The sequence below is a fragment of the Brachybacterium atlanticum genome (genome assembly GCF_025669985.1).
Taxonomy (GTDB): Bacteria; Actinomycetota; Actinomycetes; order Actinomycetales; family Dermabacteraceae; genus Brachybacterium; species Brachybacterium conglomeratum.
The window spans coordinates 1-19,229 of the sequence record NZ_JAKJJW010000014.1 but is presented as its reverse complement, the minus strand read 5'-3'; the positions used below and the strand labels follow the sequence as shown (position 1 = coordinate 19,229).

The following is a 19,229-nucleotide window of genomic DNA, read 5'->3' as shown; positions in this document are numbered from 1 at the left end:
CATGTCGTCCCACACCGGAGAGGATGCCTGGGAGCAGCTCGTCATCGATCGAATGGGCGAGCTCGACTGGCAGTACACGCCCGGCGCGGAGGTCGCGCCGGGCTCGGGGGAGCGGGAGTCGTGGCAGGACATCGTGCTGCGCGGCACGCTCGACCGGGCGCTGAAGAACCTGAACCCCGACGTGCCGGGGGAGTTTCTGCAGCAGGCCGCGACGGAGGTGCTGACCCCGCAGTCGCAGGACGCGATCACGGAGAACCACCGCCTCCACACGATTCTGCGCGACGGGTACCGAGGCATCACGTTTGTCGACCACGACGGGCGCGAGCGCACCCCAGTGATCCGCTTCCTCTCCGGTGACGCGGCGCTGAACAGCTACCGGGTGGTGAACCAGGTGACCATGCGGCGCGGGCAGACAGAGCGCCGTTTCGACCTCATCGCCTACGTCAACGGTCTGCCGCTGGCGATCATGGAGCTCAAGCAGGCCGGCTCCCGGGCCGCGACCGCCGAGGCCGCGTTCAACCAGCTGCAGACCTACGTCGCCGAGCTGCCGATGGCGTTCCGCTTCGCGGCGTTCGTCGTCGCCACCGACGGGATCAACGCCCGCTACGGCACGCCGTTCACGCCCTGGAACCACTTCGCCTCCTGGAACGTGGACGATGACGGACACCCCGTCGCCATGGGGGAGCCCGGCCCGGACGGCGAGCACCACACCGAGATCGACTGGACGCTGAACGGCCTGTTCAACCTCGAGCGCTTCGGACAGCTGCTGCACGACTTCATCGCCTTCGATGAAGATGCCTCCGGGCTCACCAAGCGCATCGCCAAGCCGCACCAGTACTTCGCGGTGACCAAAGCGGTCGGCTCCACCATCGAGGCCGTCCGCTCCGACGGCCGGATCGGCGTGGTCTGGCACACCCAGGGCTCCGGCAAGTCCATGGAGATGGAGCTGTACACCGCGAAGGTGATGGGCCACCCGCAGCTCGCGAACCCCACCATCGTCGTCCTCACCGACCGCACCGAGCTCGACACCCAGCTGTTCGACGGGTTCCAGCGCTCCACGCTGCTGCCCGAGCAGCCCCGCCAGATCGGCTCCCGCGAGGAGCTGCGCGCCCAGCTCAGCGAGCGCCGCACCGGCGGGATCTACTTCACCACCCTGCAGAAGTTCGGCCGCACCCAGACCGAACGTGAGGCCGGTGCCGCGCATCCCCTGCTCTCGGACCGTCGGAACATCATCGTCATCGCCGACGAGGCCCACCGCAGCCACTACGGCGATCTCGACGGCTACGCCCGCCACCTCCGCAGCGCCCTGCCGAACGCCGCGCTGATTGCCTTCACCGGCACACCCATCCGGGAAGCGGACCGCGACACCCGCGAGGTGTTCGGCGCCGACATCGACGTGTACGACCTGCGTCGGGCGGTGGACGACAAGGCCACCGTGCCTGTCTACTTCGAACCCCGCCTCATCCAGCTCGCCCGCCTCGCCGACCTCGACGACGACACGATCGACGACGCCGCCGAGGAGGCCACCGCGGGCCTGGACGACGTGGACCGCCAGCGCCTCCAGCAGTCCGTCGTCGTGCTCGAAGCGCTCTACGGCGCACCCGAGCGCCTGCGCACCCTCGCGGAGGACTTCGTCGCGCACTGGGAGCAGCGGCGGGAGAACATGCGCACCGCGATCGAGGGACCCGGCAAGGCCATGATCGTCACCGCCACCCGTTCCATCGCCGCCCGGCTCTACGACGAGATCATCGCGCTGCGCCCCGACTGGCACGACGACTCCGACGCCAAGGGGAGGATCAAGGCGGTCTACACCGCGAACCCGTCGGACCCAGAGCAGATCAAGGCGCACATGCGCCGCCCCAGCGCGATCGCCGCCGTCAAGCAGCGCGTCAAGGACCCCGACGACGAGCTCGAGATCGTCATCGTCAAGGACATGATGCTGACAGGCTTCGACGCCCCCGCCCTGCACACCCTCTACCTCGATCGCAGCATCAAGGGCGCCCTGCTCATGCAGACCCTCGCCCGCGTCAACCGCACCTACAAGGGCAAGCAGGACGGGCTCCTCGTCGCCTACGCCCCGCTGCTCGAGAACCTCAACGCCGCCCTGCGGGAGTTCACCCACGATGCCGACCCGACCGACCCCAACGTCGGCCGGCGCGACGTCGACGAGGCCGCCCAGCTGGTCCACAGCCTCGTCGGCTCGCTGCGCGAGATCGTCACCCTCGACTGGAGGGCGATCCAGAACGCTGACGTGCGCCGCGGCTTCATCGACGCCGTCTCCGCGACCACGAACTTTCTGCGCTCGCCGCTGACCGACGGGAACACCGACCCGGAGGATCCGAACGCCCGCCCCCTCGCCGACGCCTTCCGCAGCCTCTCCTCGAAGTTGGACCGTGCCTGGGCGCTCGCTGCTGGGCACCAGGACATCCAGCCGCTGCTGCCCGAGGTGCAGTTCTACAAGGAGGTGCGGGTGTGGATGGCGAAGTACGACGCCCGCGAGCGCCTCTCCCGCGGAGAGCCCATCACCGACGAGGTGCGGCGCCTGCTCGGCGAACTGCTGGTCGGCTCCGCGGAGAGCACCGGGGTGGTCGACATCTACCAGGAGGCGGGGCTCGAGCTGCAGCGTCTTGACGCGATCACCCCCGCCTGGGTCGAGGAGGCGAAGAAGCCGTCGAAGTCCCAGCTCGCGATCGAGGCGCTGAAGGCCTCCATCCTGGAGGAGGCGGCACGAGTCACCCGTGGCAACGAGGTCCGCTCGAAGCTGTTCTCCGAGCGGATCAACGAGCTGATGCTGAAGTACACCAACAAGCAGCTCACCGCCGCCGAAGTCATCGCTCGGCTCATCGAGATGGCCGAGGAGGTCCGTGCGGAGTCCGACCGCGGCGAGAGGTTCTCGCCGCCGCTGGCCACCGACGAGCTCGCGTTCTACGACGTGGTTTCCCAGAACCCGTCGGCCGTCGATGTGATGGGCGACGACACCCTCGCCCAGATCGCCCGGGAGCTGGTGGCGACCATGCGCCGCGACATCCGCACCGACTGGACCGTGCGCGACGACGTGAAGGCCAAGCTCCGCTCCTCGATCAAACGCCTGCTGCGCAAGTACAGGTACCCGCCGGACCAGCAGAGCGAGGCGATCGTGAACGTCATGCACCAGATGGAATCGCTCGCGCCCCGGTATGCGGAGGAACTGCAAGGCGCATCGGCCTGACGATGCGTGGCAAGCACCTGTCGCGGCCCGTGATGGCGTCGTCCACAGGAACCGGTCCACGGACGGTGCGCACCCCTACCATGGAAACCCGGGTAGAGCGCCGAGAGAGACCAGGACGGGAGGTCGCGCCGTGACAGTCCATGTGGATGTCGCTCCGACGATCCTCGACTGGGCAGTCGAACGCGCCGGGTGGGACGAGGAGACCGCCGAGCGGAAGTTCCCTCAGCTCACCGAGTGGAGGGCCGGGACTCGCCGGCCGACGGTGAAGCAGCTGGAGCGTTTCGCGAACGCCACTCATGCGCCGTTCGGCCAGCTCTTCCTCCCCGCGCCGCCGGAGGAGCCGCTCCCGGTGCCCGACATGCGCACCCTGCGCGGCACAGGGATCACCCGCCCATCCGCGGACCTCCTCGACACGATCTACCAGTGCCAGATGCGTCAGAGCTGGTTCCGTGACCACGCAGTGGAGAACGGGATGGAACCTGTCGCCTATGTCGGCACGGCGACGACCGACGACGACCCCACTGTCATGGCGCAGAGAATGCAGGAGGTTCTCGGCCTCGACCCGAGGACCGAGCCTCTGGCACCGAGCTGGAGCGCGGCCTTCCGCCTGCTGTCCGACCAAGTCGAGGCGAGCGGGACGCTCGTGATGGTCAATGGTGTGGTGGGGTCCAATACGCACCGCGCATTGCGGCCCGAGGAGTTCCGCGGCTTCACCCTGGCCGACGACTTGGCCCCGGTGGTGTTCATCAATGGGGCGGACAGCAAGTCCGCACAGATCTTTACGCTCCTCCACGAGTTCGCGCACGTCTGGCTCGGGGGCAGCGCCCTCTCCGACGTCGTACCCGGCGAAGAAGGCGGTCCTCCCGAGGAACGGTGGTGCAATGCCGTCGCAGCCGAGGTGTTGATGCCGATCGAATCCGTGCGTTCCACGTTCCGAGGCGACCTCTCCGCCGAAGGTCTCGATGTCCTGGCACGCCGTTTCACCGTCAGCACGCTCGTCGTCCTTCAGCGTCTCGTCGACGCCGAGCTGGTCCCGCGGGACCGTTTTCGGGAGCTCTATGCGCAGGAGGAGGAGCGCGTCCTCGCGCTCTTCGCCGAGACGAAGGAGAACCGGTCCGGAGGCGGGAACTTCTACAACGTCCAATCGCAACGCCTCAGCAGGCAGTTCGCGCGCGCGGTCGTCGCGAGCGCACGCGAGGGCGGGACCAGCTATCGCGATGCCTACAAGCTGCTCGGCACCAAGAAGCACAGCACGTTCGAGGCGCTCGCCGAGCGGGTCGGGACGCGCTGATGCATCTCGTCGACGCGAACGTCCTGATCGAGGCGAAGAACAGGTACTACGCGTTCGACATCGCGCCCGGGTTCTGGGCATGGCTCGAGCAGGGCCACCGGACGGGGAAGCTGATCAGCATCGACGCCGTCCGTGATGAGCTTGTGCAGGGCGATGATGAGCTCGCGGAATGGGCTCGAGGTCGTCGAGACTTCTTCCTGCCGATCGATCAGCTCACGGTCCAGCGTTTCCGACCGCTCAGCGACTGGGCTCGGCACCAGAACTATCGGCAATCAGCGCTGAATGAGTTCTCCAGCGATCGGGCGGACTTCCTCCTGATCGCACACGCGATCGGGCACGGCGACACGGTGATCACCAACGAGCAGCCCAGCCCGCAGGCGCAGAAGCGAGTGAAGATCCCCGACGCCTGCGCCGGCATGGGAGTGGCGACCGCTGACATCTTCACCGTGCTGAGGGAGACCGGGGCAGCTCTCCATCTCGTCGACTCAGCTGAGACAGAGCTCCGTGCCGAGACGCGAGCGCCGACGATCCCGGGCCTCGACTGATCGCAGGGGCCGGGCGCGAGAGCGCCGGCTATCCGCTCTGCGGAAGAGGATCCCTGACCCTCTTGTCACCGGCGGGACCAGCGTACCCATCGGTCTCCGCGGAACAAGGGGGCGGTGGTGGAGAGCCCGCTCCCTACCCGCGGGTCTGTACGTCGGCCCGGCGACGGGCTAGTGTTCCGGCACCTGGAAGGACCCCGGAACACGACGACGTGCGGAGGACCTCATGAACCCCGATTCCATCACGCTCTCCCTGGGCAGTCTCACCACGGTGGGGGTGATCGTGGTGATCGCCCTGATCGCGATCGCGATGGCGCTGCGCTTCCGCGCCGAGGTGCTGCGGGCCCGCACCGGCACCGAGGCGATGGACGAGGTCGCCGGCGCCGTGCAGGAGGGCGCGGCCGCCTACCTGCGCCGCCAGCTGCGCACCCTCGGCGTCTTCGCCGTGATCGCCTTCCTGCTGCTGCTCCTCCTGCCCACCCACGGCGTCGAGGGGACCGAGGGCCTGTTGCTGCGCGGCGCCCGCTCGGTCGCCTTCCTCGTCGGCGCCGCGTTCTCCGGCCTGATCGGCTACCTGGGCATGTGGCTCGCGGTGCGCGCGAACGTGCGCGTCGCCGCCGCCGCGCACGAGACCGGTCGCGACCCCGCGATGCTGATCGCGGTGCGCACCGGGGCGTGCGTGGGCATGGCGACGATCGGCTTCGGCCTCCTCGGCGCCGGGGCCGTCGTGCTGCTCTTCCGCGGGGACGCCGCGCTCGTGCTCGAGGGATTCGGCTTCGGCGCCGCGATGGTCGCGATGTTCATGCGCGTCGGCGGCGGCATCTTCACCAAGGCGGCCGACGTCGGCGCCGACCTCGTGGGCAAGGTCGAGCAGAACATCCCCGAGGACGACCCCCGCAACGCCGCGACCATCGCCGACAACGTGGGCGACAACGTCGGGGACTGCGCGGGCATGGCCGCGGACCTCTTCGAGTCCTACGCGGTCACGCTCGTCGCCGCGCTGATCCTGGGCCTCGCCGCGCTCGGCGAGGCCGGGATGGTCTTCCCCCTCGTCGTTCCCGCGATCGGTGTGATCACGGCGCTGATCGGCATCTACCTCACCACTCCGAAGAAGGGCCAGAGCGCGCTGGCCACCATCCGCCGCTCCTTCCTGCTCTCCGCGATCGTCTCCGCCGTGCTCTGCACGATCGCGGCCTTCGTGCACCTGCCCGCGAGCTTCTCCGCCCTCGGCATCGAGGACGCCTCCGCCGCGATCGACGACCCGCGGATCGTCGCCGCCGGCGCCGTCGTGATCGGCATCGCCCTCGGCATCGCGATCCTGTACCTCACCGGGTACTACACCTCCACCGAGGATCGGCCCGTCCGGCAGGTCGCCGCGACCTCCCGCACCGGCGCCGCGACCGTCGTGCTCTCCGGCTTCTCCCTCGGGCTCGAGTCCGCAGTTTTCACGGCGCTGGTGATCGCCGCGGCCGTGTTCGGGGCGTTCCTGCTCGGCGGCGCCGGCGTGACCGGCCTGTTCGCGATCGCGCTCGCCGGCTGCGGACTGCTCACCACCGTCGGCGTGATCGTCGCGATGGACACCTTCGGCCCGGTCACCGACAACGCCCAGGGCATCGCGGAGATGTCGGGGGACGTGGACGGCGAGGGCGCGCAGGTGCTCACCGAGCTCGACGCCGTCGGCAACACCACCAAGGCCATCACCAAGGGCATCGCGATCGCGACCGCCGTGCTCGCCGCGACAGCGCTGTTCGGTTCCTACACCGACGCGATCCGCGACGTGCTCGGGGACCGCTACCAGGACTTCCTCGCCCAATCGGTGGTCTTCTCCCCGCAGACCCTGGTCGGCGTGATCATCGGCGCGGCCGTCGTGTTCCTGTTCTCCGGCCTCGCCATCAGCGCGGTGGGCCGGGCCGCCGGGGCCGTGGTCTACGAGGTGCGCCGCCAGTTCCGGGACATCGCCGGGATCATGGAGGGCACCGCGAAGCCCGAGTACGGGAAGGTCGTCGACATCGTCACCCGCGACTCGCTGCGGGAGCTGGCCACGCCCGGCCTGCTCGCGGTCGCCGCGCCGATCGCGGTCGGCTTCGGCCTCGGCGCCCCGGCGCTCGCCGGGTATCTCGCCGGCGCCATCGCCTCCGGTGTGCTGATGGCGATCCTGCTCGCGAACTCCGGCGGGGCCTGGGACAACGCGAAGAAGATCGTCGAGGACGGCCACCACGGCGGAAAGGGCTCCGACGCCCATGCGGCCACGATCATCGGCGACACCGTCGGCGATCCCTTCAAGGACACCGCCGGCCCGTCGATCAACCCCCTGATCAAGGTGATGAACCTGGTCGCCGTGCTGATCGCGCCCGCGGTGGTGGGGATGAGCGCGCTCAGCGGCCAGGCCGATCCGCTGCGCTACGCGATCGCCGCGGTCGCGATCATCGCGATCGCGGTGGCCGTCACCATCTCGATCCGCCGCGGTGTGGTGCTCGAGACCGAGGACGACCTCGAGGCCGTCGACGCGCAGGGCAGCTGATTCAGACGGGGACGGGCGCCGAGGCGTCCTCCCGCGACCCCACGGTGCCGATGGACCACTGGTATCCCGGCTCGGTGCCGTTGACCTCGAAGGCGCCGATCTCGCGGGCCTTGTACACCCAGGGGTTGTGGGAGGCGACCGTGCGGGCGTTGCGCCAATGGCGATCCAGCGCCGAGGTCTCGCGCACGGCCGAGGCCCCGAGCGCGTCGAACAGCCGCGTCGCCGCCTCCGGCACCAAGCGGGAGGTGACCACCTGGGCCCGGGCAGAGGCGAGCTCCGCCGCCACCAGGGCGGAGCGCTCCTCCTCGCCGCCGGCACCCGCCGCGCGGGCGGCCTCCTCGATCGCCTCCGCCACCTGGCCCGCCAGCGCCTCCGCGGTCGCGGCGACCGCGGAGATCTCGCCGAGCACCTGCAGGATCTGCGGATCCTCCCGCACCCGGTCGGCGTTGCCATGGCTGTAGGTGCGGGTGCGGGCCGCGACCGCCGCCGTGGCGTCCTCGCGCACTGCCGCGGCGATCCCGGCGTGCACGGCGATCAGCACCAGCTGGTACACGGCGGTCTGGTAGCCGAACCGGTCCTCGAAGGGGATGACGTCCCGGGCGTCGAGCCGCGCGCGGTCGTAGACGATCGTGCCGGTCCCGGTGAGCTTCTGCCCGAACCCGTCCCAGTCGTCGCTGCGCGTGACCGCGGCCTGGACCAACGGCACCACGGCGATGTGCTGGGACCCGTCGGCCGCCTCGACCAGGGTGTCCGAGTAGTCGGCGAAGTAGGAGCCGGTGGTGTAGAACTTCCGGCCCGTCACCTCGGCGTGCTCGCCCTCGACCGCGACCTTCGTGCCCTGGGAGCCTCGCTCCACGGAGCCGATCTCCGACCAGGCGTTCCCGATCACCGCCCCGTCGGCGATCCGTCGCAGCCATCGCTGCCGGAACTCGGCGTGCGGTGTGATCAGGAGGTCCTCGACGAAGGCGATGTGCCCGCGCCAGATCTGGGGGAGGTTCGCATCGGCGGCGGCCAGGTCCACCAGCAGCGAGGTCAGCTGCCCGAAGGTGGCACCCAAGCCACCCGCCTCGACCGGCAGGCGCACGGTCCCGAAGCCGGCCTCGGCCAGGGCGCGCACGGCGCCGTGGGGCAGGGCGCGCTCGCGCTCCCGGTCCAGGGTCCCCTGGGCGATGGTCTCGATGACGGGGGCGAAGCGGGCGCGGAGCTCGGCGAGCGTGGTCATAGGTGTCCTTTCCTCGGTGCTCACGGGTGGTGATGGTCGACCTTAGGGTGACGTGCGCCGCCGGGCCCAGGGTGCTGACTCATGCCGTCACACGGCGTTGCGGAGCAGCCGCTCGGGCAGGTGCGAGAATGCCGGGATGACCGCCACCCTCGTCGCCCATGACCTCGCCGGAGGGTACGGCCACCGCGTCCTCTTCGACGGCCTCGACCTCACCGTCGCCCCCGGGGACGTGATCGGCGTGGTCGGCGTGAACGGCGCCGGGAAGTCGACGCTGCTGCGCCTCCTTGCAGGAGCCGCCGCCCCGCAGCAGGGCGGACTGACCCTCTCCCCGTCGGACGCCTTCGTGGGCTGGCTCCCGCAGGAGCACGAGCGGACCCCCGGGGAGAGCGTCGCCGGGTACGTCGCCCGACGCACGGGCTGCGCCCGGGCCACCGCCGACCTGGATGCCGCCGCCACCGCCCTCGAGCACGACGCCCCGCCCGGCGGCCCCGACCCGTCCGACGTCTACGCCGCGGCGCTGGACCGCTGGCTCGCCAGCGGCGCGGCCGACCTCGAGGAGCGCCTGCCCGTCGTGCTCGCCGATCTCGGCCTGCCGATCGGCCCGGGAGAGGCGGAGCAGGTGGCGATGACCTCCCTCTCCGGCGGCCAGGCCGCCCGGGTGGGACTCGCCGCGCTGCTGCTCTCCCGCTTCGACCTGGTGCTGCTGGACGAGCCCACCAACGACCTCGACCTCGACGGCCTCGACCGGCTCGAGGCCTTCGTCCAGGGCCTCCGCGGCGGGGTGGTGCTGGTCAGCCACGACCGCGAGTTCCTCGCCCGCTGCGTCACCGAGGTGCTCGAGCTGGACCTCGCCCAGCACTCCCACCGTCTCTACGGCGGCGGCTACGAGGCCTATCTCGAGGAGCGCTCCACGGTGCGACGCCATGCCCGCGAGCGCTACGAGGAGTTCGCGCAGAAGAAGGCCGACCTCGTCGACCGCGCCCGCACCCAGCGCGAATGGTCCAGCCAGGGCGTCCGCAACGCGATGCGCAAGGCGCCGGACAACGACCGGATCCGCCGACGCGCCCAGACCGAGTCCAGCGAGAAGCAGGCGCGGAAGGTGCGGCAGATGGAGAGCCGGATCGCGCGGCTCGAGGAGGTCGAGGAGCCGCGCAAGGAGTGGCAGCTCCAGTTCACGATCGGGGCCGCGCCCCGCTCCGGCAGCGTCGTCGCCACCCTCGCGGGCGCCGCGGTGCACCGGGGCGCCTTCACGCTGGGGCCGCTCTCCCTCCAGGTCGACGCCGGTGACCGCATCGGCATCACCGGCCCCAACGGCGCCGGGAAGTCGACCCTGCTGCAGCTGCTGCTGGGCAGGATCGAGCCCGACGAGGGCGCGGCCTCGCTCGGCGCGAACGTGCGGATCGGCGAGATCGACCAGGCGCGCTCCCTGCTGGCCGACGAGGCGCCGCTGGCCGACGCGGCGGGGGCGCTGCTGCCGGAGATGACCCCGGCGGACGTGCGCACCCTGCTGGCGAAGTTCGGACTGCGCGCGGACCACGTGGGTCGGCCCTGCGCCGAGCTGTCCCCGGGCGAGCGGACCCGTGCGGCGCTCGCCCTGCTCCAGGCGCGCGGCGTGAACCTGCTGGTGCTCGACGAGCCGACGAACCATCTGGATCTGCCCGCCATCGAGCAGCTCGAGCAGGCGCTCGAGAGCTACACCGGAACGCTGCTGCTGGTCACGCACGACCGGCGCATGCTCGAGACCGTGCGCATCGACCGGCGGTGGCAGGTGGAGGACGGCGAGGTCACCGAGCTCTGAGGACCCGGCGTCCCCGTCAGCCCGCGAGCGGGCAGGGCTCGAGCACGTCGAGCGCGATCCGCGCCGCCTCATCGGGGGAGGAGGCCTCGTGCAGCACCGGATCGGAATCGCCCGCGACACCCACCAGCCAGGTCGCCCCGTCCTCTTCGTCGAGCCGGGCCACGATCACCGCACCGCGCTCCACGCCCGGGATCCGCAGCAGCGGACGCTCCGGGTCCAGGTGCAGGACGCCGTCGAGCTCGGGACGCTCCGCGAGGAGGGCGCGGCGGATCTGCTCGCGCTCGAGCCAGTCGCCGAAGGCGACCGCGTGGGCACGGGTGAACTGCATGGAGGGTCCTTCCTCGGAAGCCAGGATCCGCTCGGGCGCTCAGGGCCCGACGGGGAACAGCTCGACCGCCCGGAATGCGGTCTCCCGGAAATTGTCGGACAGCGGTCCGACAGATGGGAGTGACCGAGGCGTACTCCTCACGGGAATCCGGCGGTCTGAGACGCGTCTCACGCGCCCCGGGGCCAGCCTCGGGGCTCAGCAGGCGATGTCGTCCTCGACGAGCCCCTTGAAGCGGCTGCGATGGAACACCATCGCCTCGGCGGTCGGGGAGCTGTCGATCGAGAGGACCTCGAGCAGCGCGAGGTCATGATCACCCGCGCGCACCTCGTCGTGGACCCGCACCGTCATCCAGGCGGGGGCGCCCTGCAGCACCAGCGCGCCGTGCTCGTCGGTCTCCACGTCCAGGCCCTCGAAGCGGCGCTCCCGGTCGGGTCCCGCGAGCTGGCGGGTGACGCCGCGCTGGCGCTCGCCGAGCACGGTGATCCCGAGATGTCCGTGCTCGCGCAGCAGCGGCCAGGTGCGCGAGCTGTGCTGCACCGCGACGGAGACCAGCGGCGGCTCGAGGGAGACCCCGACCGTGAAGGTCGAGGCGACGAGTCCGTGGCGCACGCCGTCGATCTCTGCGGCGACCAGCACCACTCCCTGCGGGAAGTGGGAGAAGGCCTCACGGAGCGCGGAATCGGTCAGCATGCTCCTGACTCTAGGACGCGTGCCGCGCCCGCGCACGGCCGGGCCCACGTCCTGGGACCCGACCGTCATGCGGCGTCATAGTGGCAGGTCAGCGAGGTGGATCAGCCCTCCGAGATCGCCTCGCCCATCGCGCTGATCTGGAAGCTCGCCCCCTCGGGATCCGCGATGGTGGTGATCCGTCCGAAGGGTGAGTCGATCGGGCCGTCGAGCACGCTCCCGCCGAGCTCCTGCACCTTCGCGAGCGCCTGCTCGGTCCTCTCGACGCCGAAGTAGACGCGCCATCCCATGGCCTCCTCGGGCGTCATCCCCGCCGCATCGCAGAGGCCCCAGCTCGCGCTCTCTCCGGAGCCGTTGGTCGCGTAGCGGAAGCCGTCCCCGTCCTCGTCCATCCCCTCGCCCATCGGCGTCAGCTCGGCGTCGAACACCGCGGTGTAGAAGGCGGCGGCGTCGTCGTAGCGGTGGGTCATCAGCTCGAACCAGACGGGGGAGCCGGGTCTCCCGGTGAACTCGTAGCCCTCGAGCTGCTTCGGCTGCCACATCCCGATGGGGGCGCCGACGGAGTCGAGGACCACGGCCATGCGGCCGGAGTCGCCGATTTCATCGGCGGGGACGACGACGCCGCCGCCCGCCTCGCGGGCCCTGGCGACGCGGGCGTCGACGTCGTCGACGGTGAGGTAGACGCCCCACTCGGACGGCAGGGGGCTGCCCTCGGGGCAGGTCATCCCCGCCACGGACATCGCGCCGCCGACGAGCTTCCCGTCGTTGCGGAGGATCCGATAGCCGCCGAACTCCTCGCCGAGGCCCTCGACCTCCCAGCCGAACAGACCGGAGTAGAAGGGCATCACGGCGGAGACGTCCTGCGCGGAGAGATCGAGCCAGGTGGTGGTGCCGGTGCTGCGGGTCATGGTTCCTCCTGTGTTCGTGGTCCTTGCGGCGGCCGCGGCCGGTCCGGCCGGGGCTCCCACGCTAGGGCGGGGGCGGGGCGGAGGTGCGTCCGATCATGCGCAGTCCGCGTGGCCGCGGCGCCGCGGGATCAGGCGGGGCGCAGCGCCGGCAGTGCGGAGAGCATCGGCACGCTCCCGCCCGCCGCGGAGGTCCCGAAGCGGAGCGTGACCTCCCCTGTCCCGGTCAGCGGCGCAGGGTGCGCCGCGACCATCGGCGCCCGCGGTGCGAGCAGGTCCAGCGGATCGGCGTGCGGCGGCACCGCGAAGGCGAGCAGGAACGGGGCGCCCGCGCACAGTGGGAGGTCGACGTGGTCGACTCCCGTGACGAGCACGCCCGAGGCCGGCTGGCCGATCGGCGCGGGCTGCGGATACCAGCCCACCCAGATCGAGGGATCGCCGCGCCGGTCCGCGCCCTCGGGGAGCTCCAGCACCGCCCGCACTGCCCGGGCGCCCAGCGGGTGCGGGCGCAGCATCGTGAAGGGGCGCGGGGGAGCATCGGCGACCGTCTGCGCGAGGCGGCGCAGCTGTCCCGGGGTGACGCCGACGGTGCTGCGGAAGCGGCGGCCGAAGCTCGACAGGGAGTCGAAGCCCACCTCGCAGGCCACGTCGATGACCGCGGCGTCGTCCGCCAGCAGCAGCTCCTTCGCCCGTCCGACGCGCAGGGCGATCAGGTACTGGCCGGGGCCGATCCCGAGCTGCGCGCTGAACAGCCGCGAGAAGTGGAAAGGGCTGTAGCCGGCCGCATCGGCGAGATCGGCGACCCGCAGCGAGGGCGCCCGATCCCGGGCGAGCTCCACCACGGAGGTCAGCGCGGCCTCCGGCAGGGGCGTCGTGAGCGGCGTCACCCTCGAGAGTCTACGGCGGCGGCCCGTCGGACGGCCTGGCCGACGGGAGCTCGTTCATCGGACCTGCGGCGACGCGGACGGCCGGGAGTGCGGCGACCCCGCCGACCGGGACGGGTCGACGGGATCGCGGGGGAGGGGCGCGCCGAGCGGCGGACCGGAGATGCTGGGATCAGCGCTCGGGGTCGACGCCCCCGGCCGGCTTCGAGTTGCGCAGGAAGAGCGCCCCGACGAGGCCCAGCGCGGCGATCCCGGCGGAGACGTCGAACGCGACGTTGACGCCGTGGATCTGGCCCTCGATCCCGTGCTCGGCCGGGTCCAGCGCGGCGACCGTCATCACGGTGACGAGCACGGCGGTGCCGACCGAGGCGGCGATCTGGCGCAGGGTGTTGTTCACGGCGGCGCCGTGGGGGATGAGGCGCTGCGGCAGCTGGTTCAGCGCCGCTGTGGTGACCGGCATGATCACCATCGCGGTGCCCAGCATCCGCGCCGCGTTGACGATCGCGATGTAGGCGAAGGAGGTCTCCGGGGTGAGACGTGCCAGCATCAGGCTCATCGACGCCAGCAGCGCGAAGCCGACGATCGCGAGCGCCCGGGCGCCGAAGCGGTCGAAGATCCGGCCCGTCACCGGGGACATGACGCCCATGATGACCGCGCCCGGCAGCAGCACCATCCCCGACTCCATCGCGGAGAAGTCGCTCATGTTCTGCATGAACAGCGGGATCATCAGCATGCCGCCGATCATCGCCATGAACACCAGCATGCCCAGCACGGTGCCGAGGGTGAACATCGGAGTGCGCAGGACCCGCAGCTGCAGCAGCGGCTCCTCGATCCGCAGCTGGCGCCGCACGAACCACGCCAGCGCGACCACCCCGACGGCCAGCGGCGCGATCACCTGCGCGCTCGCCCAGCCGGAGGTGCCCGCCGTGGAGAATCCGAACAGCAGGCCGCCGAAGCCGAAGGTCGACAGGATCAGGGAGAGCACATCGAGGCGGGGATCGGTCTGCTCGGTGACGTTGCGCAGCGTGAGATGGGCGAAGACCAGTGCGCCGAGCGTGATCGGCAGCATCATCACGAACAGCACCCGCCAGGACCAGTGGTCCACGATGAAGCCCGACAGGGTCGGGCCGATCGCAGGGGCGAAGGAGATCACGAGGCCGAAGGTGCCCATCGCCGTGCCGCGACGGTGGATGGGGAAGATCGCGAAGAGGATCGTCTGCATCAGCGGCATGATCATGCCGCCGCTGGCGGCCTGCACCACGCGGCCCACCAGGAGCACCGCGTACGCCGGCGCGACCGCGCAGATGAGCGTGCCCAGCGCGAAGATGCCCATCGCCGCGAAGAACATCGTGCGGGTGGAGAACTTCTGGATCAGGAACGCCGTCGCGGGGATCATGATCCCGTTGACCAGCATGAACAGCGTGGTCACCCACTGGGCGGCATTCGCGGTGATATCGAAGTCCGCCATGAACGCCGGCAGCGCAGTGTTCAGCAGCGTCTGGTTGAGGATGATGACGAAGGCGCCGGCGAGCAGCACCGCCATCACGATGTTCGGGTTCACTCGCGCCGGGGCCGGGCCCCCGGAGCCTGCCGTCCTGCCGTTCGTCTCGCCGCTCACGGCGGGCACCTCTCTCGTCCGGGTCGCCACCTGGCCCCTCTCTGCTCGTCCCCGCTCGAGGCGGTCGGCGGTCTCGACCGCCTCCATCACAGTAGGTCGAAATTTGCACTGAGTGCAAGTTCTGAGGAGGGAGGTGCATGCCTCATCCGGCAACGCTCTTCGCTCGATGGAGCGGTGGCCGACCCCTCCTCCCTCCTCGTGCGCGTCGACGAGTCGATCGCCTCCCTCGCTCCCGGGTGCTTCGCCCGGCGAGCACCTGCCCTCGCCGAGGCCCTCGGTAGGTGGCCCCGTCACCGCCGCGCTCGCCCGGGTCTCGGTCGGCGAGAGGCCTGATGCTTACCGTGAGCAGCGTGTGACGGGCAGGGCGATAACCGGGGTGTGGGGTGACGGGCGGGAGCGTTCGACAGGACGACGCGGCGGGGGCGCCCACCGCCCGGTGGACGCCCCCGCGTCGGCCCGTCGTGGCGACGGTCGAGCCTCCCGAAGCGCAGGGCCTGCCGCTCCGACGCCAGCTCGCGCCGCTGTCAGTCGACGGAGATCTCGCCCATCGGGCCCCAGCCGTCGCTGTCGATCTGGTGGGAGATGATCTGCGGCGTCGCCGTGAGGTACTGCGGGAACTCCTCCTGCATCTTCTTGAAGTGCGGGGAGTCCACGTGCGGGCCGGCGCCCTCGTCGGTGAACGCCTCGATGAGCACGTAGGTGTTGGGATCCTTGACGCTGCGCGACCACTCGAACCACAGGTTGCCCGGCTCGGCGAGCGTGTTCTCGGTGAACTCGCTCGCGATCTCGGGCCAGCGGTCGGCGAACTCGGGCTTCACAGGGAACTTCACGTTGATGAGGATCATCGTCGGGTCCTTTCTGAGAGGTGACGGGACCAGCCTGCCGTATCCGGCACGCGCGGGGAACCTCGATTCTCGCAGGGCAAGAAGCAGAGCTCAGGCACAATGGTCGCCGGAAGGAGGACGACGATGACCTCGAACGACACAGGCCGATCAGCCCAGGACCAGGGCGGCCAGGTCGCCCGGGCGATCGCGGTGCTGGAGGCGGTGGCGGAGCACGGCAGCAGCACCGCTCGGGGGATCTCCGAGGCGACCTCGATCCCGCTGCCCACGGTGTACCGGATCGCGCAGGAGCTGATCCGCTCCGAGTACCTGGTGCACCTGCGCACGGAGAAGCGCTTCGCGCTGGGCTACAAGCTGCACCGCCTGGCCGTCGGCCTCCATGACGATCTCGGCATCCCGCGCTCCGTGCGCGAGGAGGTTCACGCCATGCATCGTGACCTGGGCATGGCCGCCTATCTCGCGATCCACCGCGGCACCGACTTCGTCGTCGTGCACGTCTCCGACTCGCCGCAGGCTCCGCGGCTGTCCCCGCTCGGCTTCGGCTTCCACGAGAGCCCGCACGCGACCGCCTTCGGGAAGGCGGGGCTCGCCTCCCTCGCTCCCGACGAGCAGGAGGAGTACCTGGCAGGGCCGCTGCGTGCCCACACCGACCGCACCCTCGTCGACCCGGGGGAGCTGCGCAGCCAGCTCGCCGAGATCGCCGAGCGCGGCATCGCCTGGGAGCACCAGGAGTTCGTGCCCGGCTCCAGCTGCCTCGCCGCGACGATCAAGGCCGACGACGGGATGCTGCTGGGCACCGTCGCGGTCTCCGCGCCGGTCGCCGCCTATGAGGGGCGTCTGCGCCATGTCGAGGACCGGGTGCGGGCCTGCGCCTCCCGCGCCGGGCGCGCCTATCGCCTGGGGGCGCAGACCCACTGACCGCGACACCCGTCGGCGTTCTCGCCCGGCGATAACGGCGCTGTGCGCTCGCCGCAGCCCCTGCCTATCGTGTGCCTCAGGTCACTGACGAAGATGCAGTGGGAAGGAGACGCCATGAGCGCACCGGACGGCGACGAGGCCGTGAACGAGATCGAAGGGACCGACGAGGCGGAGGCGACGCTCACCGCCCTGATCAAGGCCGCGTTCCCGCACGAGCGCGTGCCGGACTCGGCCTACCGGCGGGCCGCGGACACCGTCCGCTGCGCGGCGGAGGAGAGCGCGTGGATGCGGGTCAAGCTCGCCCACGGCCTCGACTCCCTCGAGGCCCTCGCGGACGGCCGCTTCGCCGAGCTGAGCCCCGAGGAGGCGCTTCCGCTGCTGCTGCGCATCCAGCACACGACCTTCTTCGGCTTCGTGCGGCAGACCGTGGTGGTCAGCCTCTACGAGGACGAGGAGGTCTGGGAGGTGATCGGCTACGAGGGCCCGTCCTTCGAGAAGGGCGGCTACCTCCACCGCGGCTTCGACGATCTGGACTGGCTGCCGGATCCGCGGATCGAGGAGTACGACGGGGAGCCGCTGGAGGAGGTCGTCTCCGATCTCCCCCGCGGGGCGACCACTAAGAGCGTCCGGGGCGCCGCCGTCCCGGCAGGACAGAGCAGGGCGCGCGCCGGACGCACCGGCCGCGGGACGAAGGGGCAGCAGGCATGAGCAGTATCGACCACTCCACCGAGGCCGTCGTCATCATCGGGTCGGGTGCCGGCGGCGGCACCCTCGCCTACGAGCTGACCAAGGCGGGCATCGAGTGCGTGCTGCTCGAGGCCGGCCCGTACCTGCGCGGCGAGGACTACATGAACCTCGAATGGGCCGCCTTCGACCAGATGGCGTGGGCCGACACCCGCACCACCTCCGGCAGCTGGCGCATCGCGAAGGACTTCCCGAACCTGCCGGCCTGGATCGTCAAGGCCGTCGGCGGCACCACCACCCATTGGTCCGGGGCGACCCCCCGCTTCAAGCCGCACGAGTTCCGCACCCGCAGCACCTACGGCCGGGTCGACGGCGCGAGCCTGATGGACTGGCCGCTGAGCTACGAGGAGCTCGAGCCGTACTACACCCGCGCCGAGGACGCGATCGGTTCCACCCACCGCGGGGGCCGACCGCCGCTGCCGGCGAACAACAATTACAAGGTCCTCGCTGCGGGCGCCGAGAAGCTCGGCTACCGCCACTACGCCACCGGGCCCTACGGCACCAACGCCGAGCCCTATGACGGCCGACCCGCTTCGATCCAGGACGGCTTCAACTTCCAGGGTGACAAGAGCGGCGCGAAGTGGTCGACGATGGTGCGCGAGATCCCGCGCGCCCTCGCCACGGGGAAGCTCGACCTGCGGCCCGACTCCCACGTCGCGCAGATCCTGCACGACCGGACGGGGCGGGTCGATGCAGTGCTCTACCTCGACGCCGAGGGCAACCTGCACCGCCAGGCGGCGAAGCTCGTGTGCGTCGCCGGCAACGCGATCGAGACGCCGCGCCTGCTGCACCTGAGCTCCTCGTCGCTGTTCCCCGACGGGCTCGCGAACTCCTCCGGCCTCGTGGGCCGCAACTACATGCGCCACATGACCGGCAGCGTGTACGCGCAGTTCGACAAGCCGGTGCACATGTACCGCGGCGAGACGATGGCCGGGAACATCAGCGACGAGTCCGTGCACGATCCCTCCCGCGGCTTCGCCGGCGGCTACTACATCCAGACCATCTCTCTCGGGCCCGCCTTCATGGCGACCTTCGTCGAGCCGGGCGCCTGGGGGCCGAGCTTCACCCGTCTGCTGGACGCCTACGAGAACACCGCCGGCTGCTGGCTGGTGGGGGAGGACATGCCCCAGGAGTCCAACGCCGTCACGCTCGACCCCACCGTCACGGACCAGCACGGCCTGCCGGTCGCGCACGTCCACTTCGACGATCACCCCAACGACCTCGCGATGCGCGAGCACGCCTACTCCCGCGGCGAGGCGCTGTACGAGGCCGTGGGGGCGGTGGGCACGCATCGCACCACCCCGTACCCCTCCACGCACAACCTCGGCACCTGCCGGATGAGCGAGCGGCCGGAGGACGGTGTGGTGGATCGCTTCGGGCGGGCGCACGACGTGCCGAACCTGTTCGTCTCGGACGGCTCGCAGTTCACCACCGGCGCCGCGGCGAACCCGACGCTGACGATCGTGGCGCTCGCGATCCGTCAGGCCGAGCACATCGCCGAGTCGCTCCGCGCCGGCACCGTCTGATCCGGAGCGGACGGGTCCCGGCGGCCCCGCCGGGATCCTTCAGGAATCGAGAGGCAGATCTCGACCGGTATCGAGAAGGCCGGTTCAGTCGGTGAGTGCGACTGTGGTGATCAGTTCTTCGAGTGTCTCACTGGGAGTAGCCCCGTCGAGGACCACTCGGGGTCTTGCGTTGAGCATGTCCTGAACGGTGCGGAG

15 protein-coding genes are annotated in these 19,229 nt (G+C 70.8%); 8 read left to right on the top strand and 7 right to left on the bottom strand.

Annotated elements, in window-relative coordinates; all coding sequences use genetic code 11:
• Window position 1 precedes the first annotated feature (1 nt).
• The 4 genes from L3K22_RS08675 to L3K22_RS08660 all read left to right on the top strand — a co-directional run bounded on the left by L3K22_RS08675 (window position 2) and on the right by L3K22_RS08660 (window position 7,562).
• Window positions 2-3,208: a type I restriction endonuclease subunit R gene (locus tag L3K22_RS08675; RefSeq protein WP_263311020.1), complete on the top strand. Its 3,207-nt coding sequence runs from the start codon at window positions 2-4 to the stop codon at window positions 3,206-3,208.
• A 130-nt stretch (window positions 3,209-3,338) separates the two neighbouring features.
• The gene (locus tag L3K22_RS08670) at window positions 3,339-4,499 is read left to right on the top strand and encodes an ImmA/IrrE family metallo-endopeptidase (protein ID WP_263311019.1); all 1,161 of its coding nucleotides are present in this window, start codon (window positions 3,339-3,341) and stop codon (window positions 4,497-4,499) included.
• Window positions 4,499-5,044 carry a DUF4411 family protein gene (locus L3K22_RS08665; RefSeq protein WP_263311018.1) on the top strand — a complete coding sequence of 182 codons (546 nt, stop codon included), beginning with the start codon at window positions 4,499-4,501 and terminating at the stop codon, window positions 5,042-5,044. The genes L3K22_RS08670 and L3K22_RS08665 overlap by 1 nt, the downstream gene beginning before the upstream one ends.
• A 223-nt stretch (window positions 5,045-5,267) precedes the next feature.
• Complete coding sequence (locus L3K22_RS08660; protein WP_263311017.1) at window positions 5,268-7,562, top strand: sodium-translocating pyrophosphatase; 2,295 nt, start codon at window positions 5,268-5,270, stop codon at window positions 7,560-7,562.
• 1 nt (window position 7,563) lies between these two features.
• Here L3K22_RS08660 and L3K22_RS08655 read toward each other — a convergent pair whose 3' ends face one another.
• The gene (locus tag L3K22_RS08655) at window positions 7,564-8,784 is read right to left on the bottom strand and encodes an acyl-CoA dehydrogenase family protein (protein WP_263311016.1); all 1,221 of its coding nucleotides are present in this window, start codon (window positions 8,782-8,784) and stop codon (window positions 7,564-7,566) included.
• 136 nt (window positions 8,785-8,920) lie between these two features.
• Here L3K22_RS08655 and L3K22_RS08650 point away from each other — a divergent pair, with 136 nt between their 5' ends.
• Complete coding sequence (locus L3K22_RS08650; RefSeq protein WP_263311015.1) at window positions 8,921-10,582, top strand: ABC-F family ATP-binding cassette domain-containing protein; 1,662 nt, start codon at window positions 8,921-8,923, stop codon at window positions 10,580-10,582.
• Between the two features lie 16 nt (window positions 10,583-10,598).
• Here the strand turns inward: L3K22_RS08650 and L3K22_RS08645 are convergent, their stop codons facing one another.
• The 6 genes from L3K22_RS08645 to L3K22_RS08620 form a co-directional block, all read right to left on the bottom strand.
• The gene (locus L3K22_RS08645; protein WP_263311014.1) at window positions 10,599-10,910 is read right to left on the bottom strand and encodes a hypothetical protein; all 312 of its coding nucleotides are present in this window, start codon (window positions 10,908-10,910) and stop codon (window positions 10,599-10,601) included.
• A gap of 195 nt (window positions 10,911-11,105) precedes the next feature.
• Complete coding sequence (locus L3K22_RS08640; protein ID WP_263311013.1) at window positions 11,106-11,600, bottom strand: flavin reductase family protein; 495 nt, start codon at window positions 11,598-11,600, stop codon at window positions 11,106-11,108.
• Window positions 11,601-11,701: 101 nt separating this feature from the next.
• Entirely contained in the window at window positions 11,702-12,505 is an 804-nt protein-coding gene (locus L3K22_RS08635) for a VOC family protein (RefSeq protein WP_263311012.1), read from the bottom strand.
• A gap of 128 nt (window positions 12,506-12,633) precedes the next feature.
• On the bottom strand, window positions 12,634-13,389 hold the full coding sequence (locus tag L3K22_RS08630) for a helix-turn-helix transcriptional regulator (protein ID WP_263311011.1): 756 nt from the start codon (window positions 13,387-13,389) through the stop codon (window positions 12,634-12,636).
• Window positions 13,390-13,558: 169 nt separating this feature from the next.
• Entirely contained in the window at window positions 13,559-15,004 is a 1,446-nt protein-coding gene (locus tag L3K22_RS08625) for an MDR family MFS transporter (RefSeq protein WP_263311010.1), read from the bottom strand.
• Between the two features lie 524 nt (window positions 15,005-15,528).
• Entirely contained in the window at window positions 15,529-15,849 is a 321-nt protein-coding gene (locus L3K22_RS08620) for a putative quinol monooxygenase (RefSeq protein WP_263311009.1), read from the bottom strand.
• A gap of 123 nt (window positions 15,850-15,972) precedes the next feature.
• Here L3K22_RS08620 and L3K22_RS08615 point away from each other — a divergent pair, with 123 nt between their 5' ends.
• The 3 genes from L3K22_RS08615 to L3K22_RS08605 all read left to right on the top strand — a co-directional run bounded on the left by L3K22_RS08615 (window position 15,973) and on the right by L3K22_RS08605 (window position 19,034).
• Window positions 15,973-16,764: an IclR family transcriptional regulator gene (locus tag L3K22_RS08615; RefSeq protein ID WP_263311008.1), complete on the top strand. Its 792-nt coding sequence runs from the start codon at window positions 15,973-15,975 to the stop codon at window positions 16,762-16,764.
• Between the two features lie 114 nt (window positions 16,765-16,878).
• Window positions 16,879-17,472, top strand: coding sequence for a hypothetical protein (locus tag L3K22_RS08610; protein WP_062947727.1), 594 nt, complete (start codon window positions 16,879-16,881; stop codon window positions 17,470-17,472).
• Window positions 17,469-19,034 carry a GMC family oxidoreductase gene (locus L3K22_RS08605; RefSeq protein WP_263311007.1) on the top strand — a complete coding sequence of 522 codons (1,566 nt, stop codon included), beginning with the start codon at window positions 17,469-17,471 and terminating at the stop codon, window positions 19,032-19,034. Before L3K22_RS08610 ends, L3K22_RS08605 begins: the two co-directional genes overlap by 4 nt.
• Window positions 19,035-19,229 lie beyond the last annotated feature (195 nt).

Bases quoted from the DNA above. Each gene is read 5' to 3' on its own strand.
- L3K22_RS08675 (WP_263311020.1), top strand. From the start codon at position 2: ATGTCGTCCCACACCGGAGAGGATGCCTGGGAGCAGCTCGTCATCGAT.
- L3K22_RS08665 (WP_263311018.1), top strand. From the start codon at position 4,499: ATGCATCTCGTCGACGCGAACGTCCTGATCGAGGCGAAGAACAGGTAC.
- L3K22_RS08660 (WP_263311017.1), top strand. From the start codon at position 5,268: ATGAACCCCGATTCCATCACGCTCTCCCTGGGCAGTCTCACCACGGTG.
- L3K22_RS08655 (WP_263311016.1), bottom strand. From the start codon at position 8,784: ATGACCACGCTCGCCGAGCTCCGCGCCCGCTTCGCCCCCGTCATCGAG.
- L3K22_RS08650 (WP_263311015.1), top strand. From the start codon at position 8,921: ATGACCGCCACCCTCGTCGCCCATGACCTCGCCGGAGGGTACGGCCAC.
- L3K22_RS08645 (WP_263311014.1), bottom strand. From the start codon at position 10,910: ATGCAGTTCACCCGTGCCCACGCGGTCGCCTTCGGCGACTGGCTCGAG.
- L3K22_RS08640 (WP_263311013.1), bottom strand. From the start codon at position 11,600: ATGCTGACCGATTCCGCGCTCCGTGAGGCCTTCTCCCACTTCCCGCAG.
- L3K22_RS08635 (WP_263311012.1), bottom strand. From the start codon at position 12,505: ATGACCCGCAGCACCGGCACCACCACCTGGCTCGATCTCTCCGCGCAG.
- L3K22_RS08620 (WP_263311009.1), bottom strand. From the start codon at position 15,849: ATGATCCTCATCAACGTGAAGTTCCCTGTGAAGCCCGAGTTCGCCGAC.
- L3K22_RS08615 (WP_263311008.1), top strand. From the start codon at position 15,973: ATGACCTCGAACGACACAGGCCGATCAGCCCAGGACCAGGGCGGCCAG.
- L3K22_RS08610 (WP_062947727.1), top strand. From the start codon at position 16,879: ATGAGCGCACCGGACGGCGACGAGGCCGTGAACGAGATCGAAGGGACC.
- L3K22_RS08605 (WP_263311007.1), top strand. From the start codon at position 17,469: ATGAGCAGTATCGACCACTCCACCGAGGCCGTCGTCATCATCGGGTCG.